The sequence below is a fragment of the Tissierella sp. genome (assembly GCF_052089545.1).
Lineage (GTDB): Bacteria > Bacillota > Clostridia > Tissierellales > Tissierellaceae > Tissierella_A.
The window spans coordinates 1-10,301 of record NZ_JBQDAA010000042.1; the positions used below are offsets into that span (position 1 = coordinate 1).

The 10,301-nt window shown below is 28.6% G+C and carries 10 protein-coding genes and 1 pseudogene; 8 read left to right on the forward strand and 3 right to left on the reverse strand.

Translation table 11 applies throughout. From position 1 onward, the window contains the following. Both ACTHW2_RS04910 and ACTHW2_RS04915 read right to left on the reverse strand, forming a co-directional pair. A pseudogene (locus ACTHW2_RS04910) lies at nt 1–463 on the reverse strand (glycine/betaine ABC transporter); the annotation flags it as partial. Continuing rightward, nucleotides 456–1,652 (reverse strand): quaternary amine ABC transporter ATP-binding protein, encoded by a 1,197-nt coding sequence (locus ACTHW2_RS04915; RefSeq protein WP_442262763.1) that lies wholly within the window; start codon nt 1,650–1,652, stop codon nt 456–458. The gene ACTHW2_RS04915 and the pseudogene ACTHW2_RS04910, both read right to left, overlap by 8 nt. A gap of 460 nt (nt 1,653–2,112) precedes the next feature. On the opposite strand from ACTHW2_RS04915, the gene ACTHW2_RS04920 reads away from it, so the two are divergent. From ACTHW2_RS04920 to ACTHW2_RS04955, 8 genes are all read left to right on the forward strand, one after another. Beyond that, on the forward strand, nt 2,113–3,144 hold the full coding sequence (locus tag ACTHW2_RS04920; RefSeq protein ID WP_442262765.1) for a YkvI family membrane protein: 1,032 nt from the start codon (nt 2,113–2,115) through the stop codon (nt 3,142–3,144). A 93-nt stretch (nt 3,145–3,237) separates the two neighbouring features. After that, on the forward strand, nt 3,238–4,323 hold the full coding sequence (locus tag ACTHW2_RS04925; protein ID WP_442262767.1) for a DUF5711 family protein: 1,086 nt from the start codon (nt 3,238–3,240) through the stop codon (nt 4,321–4,323). 1 nt (nt 4,324) lies between these two features. Continuing rightward, nucleotides 4,325–4,915, forward strand: coding sequence for a sulfurtransferase-like selenium metabolism protein YedF (yedF, locus tag ACTHW2_RS04930; RefSeq protein ID WP_442262768.1), 591 nt, complete (start codon nt 4,325–4,327; stop codon nt 4,913–4,915). Between the two features lie 11 nt (nt 4,916–4,926). After that, nucleotides 4,927–5,187, forward strand: coding sequence for a DUF3343 domain-containing protein (locus ACTHW2_RS04935; protein ID WP_442262770.1), 261 nt, complete (start codon nt 4,927–4,929; stop codon nt 5,185–5,187). Between the two features lie 14 nt (nt 5,188–5,201). Next, nucleotides 5,202–6,062 (forward strand): mechanosensitive ion channel family protein, encoded by an 861-nt coding sequence (locus ACTHW2_RS04940; protein ID WP_442262772.1) that lies wholly within the window; start codon nt 5,202–5,204, stop codon nt 6,060–6,062. 73 nt (nt 6,063–6,135) lie between these two features. Further along, on the forward strand, nt 6,136–6,549 hold the full coding sequence (locus ACTHW2_RS04945) for a hypothetical protein (protein WP_442262773.1): 414 nt from the start codon (nt 6,136–6,138) through the stop codon (nt 6,547–6,549). A 114-nt stretch (nt 6,550–6,663) separates the two neighbouring features. Continuing rightward, entirely contained in the window at nt 6,664–6,885 is a 222-nt protein-coding gene (locus ACTHW2_RS04950; RefSeq protein ID WP_442262784.1) for a DUF951 domain-containing protein, read from the forward strand. Between the two features lie 203 nt (nt 6,886–7,088). Beyond that, nucleotides 7,089–8,303, forward strand: coding sequence for a trans-sulfuration enzyme family protein (locus ACTHW2_RS04955; protein ID WP_442262775.1), 1,215 nt, complete (start codon nt 7,089–7,091; stop codon nt 8,301–8,303). Between the two features lie 207 nt (nt 8,304–8,510). Here the strand turns inward: ACTHW2_RS04955 and ACTHW2_RS04960 are convergent, their stop codons facing one another. After that, entirely contained in the window at nt 8,511–10,169 is a 1,659-nt protein-coding gene (locus tag ACTHW2_RS04960) for a PucR family transcriptional regulator (RefSeq protein ID WP_442262777.1), read from the reverse strand. Nucleotides 10,170–10,301 lie beyond the last annotated feature (132 nt).

Consider the following 10,301-nt stretch of genomic DNA (forward strand, 5'->3'; position numbering starts at 1 on the left):
CCATTCCGATTCCAAAGAAAGAAACAGCAGGTATTAAATATACAAATGCCGGCATAGTCTGCATAAAATCTAGTATAGGTGTTATTATAGATTTTACGGTTTGATTTTTTGCCATCCATATCCCGGTAGGAACCCCTACTATAATAGATATAATACTAGAAGCTAGTATTAAAGAAAGTGTAAGCATTGTATCTTCCCAATACCCTAAATTTTGTATTAATAACAATCCAACTAAAACAAATAAGGATAGTCCCCATCTTTTTTTAGTTATAAAGAAAGTAAAAGCAACAATTGCCAATATAAAGATTAAAGGTGGTATGGCAATTAGTAAGCCACTTAATGTGTCAACAAATGCTGACAATCCATCTTTGATAGGTTCAAAAAACCATTGGGCATTGGATCTTAACCAAACCTCCGCTGTATCAACCCATTCAACTAAGGGTAACTGAGGTAAATTATTCATTATTATTCACCCCATCTTTCGACAGTGCTGCTAGAACAGCTCCTCTAACTATTACACCTCTTAAAATATTTTTATTATCAACTACTGTTACTGGAACAGGAGTATCATGAATTATTTCAAATAAGTTACTTAAAGGTGTATCTGGGAACACTTTAGGAACATCAGTTTCTAAAAGATCTTTAACACTTCTAGTTTCATCTTTTATAGCTTTAGAAGCTTTTTCAGCAGTTAAAATTCCTAAAAATTCATTTTCTTGATTTACTACATGGATACTAGATATTCCTAGTTTTTTCATCTGTTGTATTGCTACACGCGGTCCATGCTTTTCTACTTCGATACTTTCAGCTCTCTTCATGACATGTTCTGCAGAGAATACTTTAGATTTATCAACATCTTCAACAAACTTTCTTACATATTCATTGGCAGGATTTGTTAATATTTCCTCAGATGTACCTATTTGTACAATTTCTCCATCTTTCATCAGTGCAATTCTATTTCCAATCCTTAAAGCTTCATCCAAATCATGTGTTATAAATATGATTGTTTTTTTCATTTTAGACTGCAAATCTAAAAGTTCAAATTGCATATCTTTTCTAATTAATGGGTCAAGGGCAGAAAAGGCCTCATCCATCAATAGTATATCAGGTTCATTTGCTAGTGCCCTAGCAAGTCCAACTCTTTGCTGCATACCACCTGATAATTGGTTTGGATATTGATCTTCGTATCCTTTAAGACCTACCATATCTAAAGATTCATAAGCCTTTTTCTTTATTTCTTCTTTATCGATACCTTGTATCTCTAAACCATATCCAGCATTTTCTAAAACTGTACGGTGAGGGAAGAGTGCAAAATTTTGAAATACCATCCCTAGTTTCTTTCTTCTTACTTCTCTTAATCCTTGACTATCAAGTTTTGATAAATCTTCTCCATCAATAAATATATTTCCTGATGTTGGTTCAATTAATCGATTGATAAGTCTTATTAGGGTAGATTTACCACTCCCTGATAATCCCATTATTACAAAAATTTCTTCAGAATTGACATCAAAGGAAGCTCTATTAACTCCAACTGTCATTCCAGTTTCATCTAGTATTTCTGCTTTAGTCTTTCCTTCTTCTAAAAGACTTAATCCTTTCTTAGAATTTTTACCAAAGATCTTAGTTAAGTTTTTTACTTCGACTTTTAACATATTTACCTCTCTTTTAAATTTTATATTATGAAAAATGAAAACACGTATATAATTGTTGAGTTAAAATTGTACCTAAAATTAAAAGGAGTTTATTAACTCCAACTGTTTAATCTAGTTTCTTCTACTATCTATGATTTAGTATTTCCTTTTTTAAAAAAATAATCCTTTTAATGATAGATTTTAGTTGAAACTTTACTTAGATTTTTACATATACTTTTTTTAATTTCCATATAATGAAAAAAATGAAACATATATATGATTATTTAGTTAAAAAACACATACATGTCTCAAGCAACGTTATGTCTATACTATTATTATAGTATCATAAAATACTTTAAAATTCAAATTGTCTATAAAGATAAACAATGTTTTATCCCATCTTAGTAAAACTTATATATGTAATAAGACAAACCTTTCAATTAATATACCTATATATAGTATGTATAGGAAGGAGATATTTATGGGAAAAGGTTGGATTAAAATAGCAGCAATCTTTATAGGCACAGTAATAGGTGCAGGATTTGCATCTGGTAGGGAAATAGTAGAATTTTTTGGAGTCTATGGGATAAAAGGATTTTGGGGTATTTATATTTTAGGAATACTTCTTTCTATGTTTGGAAGTATTCTACTTATAAAGATTTATAAGTATAGGATAAAAGATATGGACGATTTAATTGAAATATTCTTTCCTAAAAACATAAAAAAATGTATAGATATACTTATTATAATCTCTTTATATACTGGGTTTTCTATTATGGTATCTGGTAGTGGAGCTTTATTTCAGGAACAATTTCATATAAATCCAAATATGGGGATTTTTATAATGATATTTCTGTCATTTTTAGTGTTTTTATTTAGTCTGGAAGGTTTTTCAATTGTAAATACAATACTTGTTCCTATATTAATAGTAGGAATAATATGTATATCTTTTTATTTAAGTAAAGATGGTGGATATGAATACAATAATTTACTAGGAAAGTCAATTACATATAAAGGTAACTTTATAAGCTCATCTTTACTTTACTTTGGATCAAACTCACTTATTATAATAGTAGTCTTTTCTTCTCTTTTGCCTTTAATAAAGAATAAAAAAACAGCTATAGCAGGAGGAGTGGTGGGGGGATTAACTCTCTTTTTTTTAGCAATATCAATTATAAGACCGATTTTGATTTACTATGAAGAGATAAAGGGCCTGGATATACCTATGCTATATATAGCATCACTATTAGGAATAAAGTATAAGACAATATATTCCTTGATACTTTGGATTGCTATGTTCACTACAGCTGTTGCAAATGGATTTGGCTTTATCAATAAATTTAATATTAAAAATAGGATTATTATATTTATATTTTGTATTTCTTCAATTCCATTAGCTAAATTAGGATTTTCAGAATTAGTAGGTATAATATATCCAATCTCTGGAGCAGTAGGCTTTATAATGATGATAATGATAATATTTAGAAAACCAAGCTATAAAATAGATGGATAATAAAAAATTAGGATTTATAAATTGTGGTATTTAATCTTGATATATTATACAATTGAATAGAAACAAAATAAAAGAAATAAGTAGGTGGCGTTTATGGAGGAAAGAGATAAAATACCTAAAACATTTAAAATATACTTAATAATTCTTATAATAATTCTTATTATTTTTATAAATCCTAATACAAGACTATCTATACTTAGTGTATTTGATTCCTTTACTGGTGTAGAAAAGGAACTAGAACTTATAAGTGAATTTGCTATTGATAAGGATATAAAAGGTTTAGATATATATGATGAAAAAATCATACAATGGCAAGATAATAGTTTATCATTTTTAGATTTTAACGGATTTGAAGTTTTAAAAAAAGATTTTGAATTTAAAGATCCACATATATTTTGGGGGGAAGAAATCATATATATAATGGATAGGTCTTCGGGAGATATTTATCTTTTAAATAAAGAAGGAGACACTATTGAAAGAAAAAAACTTAAATCGCCTTTCTATAAATTGCAAGCAAAGGAAGATAAAACATTGCTTTATAGAAAAGATGGAGATGAAGAAAGTGTAGATATAATAGATGAAAATGGTGATTTATTAAAAACTCATAAAGAAAATATACCGATTCTTACAGTTGATGTGAAAGACAAAAAAGAGGATTATTCTATATCAACATTGGATATAGATAAAGAACTAAGGAGTATAGTCACTGTCTATTCTATAGATGAAAAAGAGCTATTTACCTTAGATATAAAAGATGAGATAATAGTTTATAGTGACTTTATAAAAAATGATTTATTGATTGGGACAGAAAAAGGTCTTTATTTTATAGATAATGGAAAAATAAAATGGGAAAAAGAATATAATGATTTAAAAGATATTAAAATGCTAGATGATGAAATATTTCTTTTATATGATAATAATTTTGAAAAACTAAACTTAAGGGGGAAAACTAAGGAAAAAGTAGTATTAAGTAAACCCCTAGAGAAGATACTAGTTACAAATGAAGAGACATTTATTTTTGGTGAAAATGATATAATAGTGCCTAAAAAAAATAAAAATCTATTAAACTTTAAAACAAAAGAAGGTATATTAGACTTAAAGTATGATGATGGGAAATTATTAGTTAAAAAGGAAAGTAAGTTAGAAATATATGAGACAAAAGAAAAAGGAGAGAAATAAAATGAAAAAAAATATTGATGCAAGAGGTATGGGATGTCCAAAGCCTGTTATAATGACTACAAAAGGATTAGATAGTTTAGAAGAAGGTAGTATCACTACTATAGTAGACAATGAAATAGCAAAGGAAAATATTTCAAAACTTGCAAGTAGTAAGGGTTATGATTTTAGTGTAGAAGAAAAAGATGGTGACTTTTATATAAGTATAAGTAAAGATGGTTCTGAACCTGTAAAAGTTAAAGATAATAAAAAGTTAAAAGATATGACAATAGGATTTTCTTCAGATACTATGGGTTCAGGAGATGAAGTTCTTGGTAAAATCCTTATGAAAAGTTTTATATATACAGTTTCAGAAACTGAGCCATATCCATCTACTCTGATTTTCTATAATGCAGGAGTAAGACTTACTGTAGAAGGATCAGAAGTCTTAGATGACTTGAAGGCTTTAGAAAAAGAAGGAGTAGAGATAATATCTTGTGGTACATGCTTAGATTTTTTAGAACTTAAAGATAAATTGAAAATAGGAAGTATTTCAAATATGTATACTATATATGAAAAATTAAAGGACAAAGAATCAAATTTAATTATAGGATAGGTGAAGAGGATATGGAAGAATATGGATTAATAACCTTTAAATCAACTCAATTTGCACTACAAGGTGAAGCGGTATTTAAAGAAGAAGATATACATTTTAAAACTATACCAACACCTAGAGATGTAAGTCACAGTTGTGGACTTTCACTCTTATTTGCAATTGATGACTTAGAAAGGGCAAAAGAGCTTATTGAAAACGAAAAAATAGATATAGATGAATTATATAAATATCTAAAAGAAGGACATAGGGGAAAAGCAGAAAAGATTCTTTAGTTTAGGGGGACGAAATGGAGACCTTAAAAGAGTATTTAGTAAATATGATACAGAAAAATGCAGAAGAATTAAATTTAGTAGAAAAATTTATAAAAATAGCAACAATTTTTATTGTTATTTTTATATTAACTAGAATAGTTAATAAAATAATAGATAGGACTATAAAAAATAGAAAAAAGGCCCCTTTATTAGTAAGTAATAAAAGAGCTAATACACTTATAAATACACTTAGAAAATCTATAAATTATTTTTTAATATTTGTTGGGGTTATTATGTCTTTAGATCTATTTGGTATAGATACAAAATCAATATTGGCTACTGCTGGTATAGGTGGTCTTGCTATAGGTTTTGGTGCCCAGTCACTTGTAAAAGATCTTATAACAGGTATATTTATATTATTAGAAGATCAGTATTCAGTAGGCGAGCTTATAAAGATAGAAGGATATGAGGGAATAGTAGAAGATTTGGGAGTTAGGGTTACAAAACTTAGAGATTTTTCTGGAGAACTTCATATAATACCTAATGGTAATATAAAAATAGTGACAAATAAAACTAGAGGTGCTATGAGGTCTATGGCGATTATGTCTATTGCATATGAAGAAGATATAAATAAGGCCATTAAGGTCTTAGAAGATGAATGTGATAAAATAAACAAAGATAATGACTGTATACTAGAAGGGCCTATTGTTCTTGGAGTTGATAACCTAGGAGACTATAGTGTAGATATAAAAGTAATGGCAAAAACAAATCCAATGGATCAATGGCATATAGAAAGAGAAATGAGAAAAGAACTGAAAATAGCTTTAGAAAAGGCAGGTATAGAAATACCTTATCCTAAAAATGTTATCTTAAAAGAAGATCAAAATAATGTTTAAAAGTTTTCTATAGGGTAGCTATATAATAACGGTTAAAACTTATAAATCCTAAATAAAACAGGGGGAAGTTATTATGAAAAAAATACATGGTGTTTATCTAACTAAAACTGAAGCTAAAAAAGAAGTTGATGAGTTATTAAAAGAAGGTTTTACTAAAGACCAAATAGAAGTTATTTGTGACAGTGACTTGGGTAAAGACTTAGATTATTTGGATAACCCAGATAAAGAAAAGGATACTTCTAAAGATAATGAAAATCTTTGGGAAAAGATAAAAGATTCATTTACATTTAAAAAATATGGAGATGAAGAGTGGAATAAAAATATAGATATGGAAGAAAGAAAACTTTTAGAAGGATATAGGACAAATCTAGAGGCTGGAGAAACTGTAATCCTTATAAAAGATACAAATACTTTCAATGAATATTTTAAAGATGGTGCACCGGATTGGGATGAAAGAGAAGAAGAATTTAATAAAAACCTAGACTAAAGACTTACTAATAATAAAATATAATTTATTGTATAAATAATAAGAGAGACTGTAAAATGTCTCTCTTATTTAGTATAATTATATTATTACTATATTTTAAGGAGTGATAAAATGATTTTACATTATAAGGTAGGAGACCTAGTAACTTTAAAAAAGGGTCATCCATGCGGAGAAAACAAGTGGGAAATACTTAGGACAGGTGTTGATATAAAACTAGAATGTAAAGGATGCGATAGACAAGTTTGGCTCTCTAGGATAGAATTTGAAAAAAGAGTTAGAAAGATATTAGCTGGAGAAAAGTGGATTTCCATAATTCATCACAAAGCTGAAGAATAAATACCTATAATAAGACTCATACAAACTATCTTATAGCATATGATTTATAGATGAAGAAAATGTTTTCAATAATGACTAAATAATAACATTGATTTTCATACAATTCGACGGATGATATAAATCTATAGATATAATACTATGATAGTAAGGTGATAATAAACAACATAAAAAATTAATCAAATTATATAAGGGGGATTTATTAAATGAGTTACAAAGATGAATTTAAAGATATGGATTTTAACACGAGAGCGATTCACTCAGGACAAGAACATGATGAAGCAACTGGAGCGCACATCAGTCCTATATATCAAACATCAACTTATGTACTACCAAATACTGAAAGAGCAATTTATTTAAACCAACATCAAGATGAAGGGTTTACTTATTCAAGATTCGGTAGTCCATCAGCAGCAGAGTTAGAAAGAAAGATTGCTTTATTAGAAAATGCAGAAGCAGGACTTGCGGTTGCTTCAGGAATGGCAGCAATTTCAACAGCTCTACTTACACTATTACAAAAAGGTGATCATGTTGTAGCTGGAGATGTTATATATGGATGTACATTTGCTTTAGTTAAAAATGTACTAGACGACTTCGGTATCGAATCTACACTAGTTGATACTTCAGATTTAGAAGCAGTTAAAGCAGCAATAAAACCTAATACTAAAGCTGTATATGTAGAGACACCTGCAAACCCTACACTTAGAATTTCTGATATTGAAGAAATATCAAAAATAGCTCATAGCAATGATGCTAAAGTGATTGTAGATAGTACATTTGCATCACCATATATACAAAACCCACTAGACTTAGGAGCAGATATAGTAGTTCACAGTGCAACTAAATTCCTTTGTGGACATGGTACTGTAGTTGCAGGAGTTCTAGCAGGAAGTAAAGAACTTATGGAAAGAGCTAGATTCCCAATGGTACAAACATTTGGTGCTGTAATATCACCATTTGATGCTTGGTTATTAATGCAAGGAATGAAAACTTTAGGAATTAGAATGGAAAAGCATTGTGCTAACGCAATGAAAGTAGCAGAGTTCCTAAACAACCATCCTCAAATAGAAGGAGTACTATACCCAGGACTTCCAAGTCATCCAACGCATGAAATTGCTAAAAAGCAAATGCATGGTGGATTTGGTAGTATGATGAGTGCTAATATCAAAGGTGGAATAGAAGCTGGTAAAATATTTATGGATAATGTAAAAGTATTTAGCTTAGCTACTAGCCTTGGAAATATAGATTCACTAGTACAACATTCACCTACAATGAGTCACTTCGATATGTCTAAAGAAGAAAGAGAAGCAGTAGGTATATATGATGGTCAAGTAAGATTATCAGTTGGAGTAGAAAACGTAGACGATCTTATCGCTGACTTAGATCAAGCTCTAAAAATAGTAGCTGAAAAAGTTAAGTAATAAGTAAGATATATTAACAAAAATGTATAAGTAAAAAATAAAAACTCACTAATGAGGATCTTCCTCTTAGTGAGTTTTTATTATGTAAAAGACTTATACATATATAATGGTTTGCTAGGTCATATCTTTGTGAAAAGAAGTAGGGAAGATTAATAAAATAATGATTAATAAATAAAAACAGTTTATATTAAAAAATATAAACTGTTTTTATTTGAAGAAATTGTTTTGAGTATCCCAAAGTCTAATACAAATTTCTAATAAAAATGTATCGTCTGCTTCTTCAAGTGATAGATGAGTAATTTCTTCAATCCTCTTTAATCTATATAGAAGTGATTGTCTATGCAAATGTAAGAGTCGGGATGTTTGACTTACATTTCCTTTATTTTGTACATAAGCCTTAAAGGTATTTAATAGATTTAGATTATTCTTTGAATCATACTCTATTAATCCACCTATTACATTTAAACATATAGTGTTGGCTTCTTTATCATTAGATAATATGGATAATAATCTATATATACTAGGATTTTTATATATATTCCTAAAACCAGCTTTCTTTGTATCACGATTGATTTCAAGTGAAATTTTGGCATCAGAAAATACTTTATTAAAGGATTTGTTTTCTATTTTATTTTCACTTATACCCCAAGATAAGGTAAGTCTAGGATATATGAGTTTGATCCTATCTTCGATAGTATCTAAAAAGCTATTAGAAGATTTTTCTATATCGTCACCTCTAACCTCAAGAAAAATAATTAATCTTTCTTCCTGATAAGTTACCATAACTTCTTGTTCCATGTTTTGTGCCGCTCTTAAGACTTCTGTCTTTAGATTCTTTATACAATTAAACTTCCACTCCTCATAGGATGTAAAGTTAGATCTTTGTAAGTCATATGAGTTTTCTAAATTTGATATTAATCCAACTATCCCAATATAAGAAAGGGAAAGATTATATCCTATAGTTTTAGATTTAGTGACTAATTCATCTATCTTATCTTCATCAGCTGTTACAAGATCCCAAACGAAACTATCTTTATGGTGCATTTCAGTTTCAAAAATAGTTTGCTCTCTATCAAACCATAGAGAAATAGGGGAAATTATATGTCTGGTTATATATTTCTTATTATCTTTAGCATAGTCAAAGCCATCTTTATCACCCAGTGCTTCAAGATATAGATATCCATATAACATATTTTTAGAAGAAATTTTATTGACTGTATAGATTTCCTTGCAATCAAAACCACTTAAAAGGCTTAAATTTTTTCTTGAAGATAAAACCTTAAGTGGTGCTTCTAATGTTTCTAATAGATTGTCTGAACCTTCACTACGACCTTTTATAGTACCTGAGGTATTGACAATAACAGCTTGATTCCCCAGTTCTTTATATATTAACTGAGCCGCTTCTGATAGTGTAGATCCACTTAAAAACAAGGTTAATAATTTCTTTTGTAAGGTCTCAAAAACTCTTGCATTTGAATGTTTAAGTCTATTAATCTCCAATAATACTGTTTCAATAATAGTTCCAAATCTAACCTTCCAAGGTATATCAATAATGGGAAATTTTAAACTATTTGCATAGTCAATAATAGATTGGGGGATCTCATCTACATACTTTCCTGTTGAAATAACTAAGGCAGTTGCACCTGAATTATATATGTCTCTTACAAAGTTTTTAAAAACTAAATGATCTTCCTTACAACCTATAGCAGTTGTTAGGACTAATTCATTTTTATGAACAAAGTTTTCAACGGGTAGCTCAGTAACTGAAATAGCTTCTATATTTCTTTCATCAATTGTTTCTATATCAGTTTTAACGATAGCTCCATTTATAATATTTAAATTTAAAAAGTCTTTAATAGTAAACATTCTAATTTTAACCTCCAATACAATAAATAATAGGTCTAATATACAAGACTTATATTTATTGTATCATAAATTATTATAATAGTAGTGTATAAATGGAAAAATGACTAATATAATTTTAATATTTCATACAAT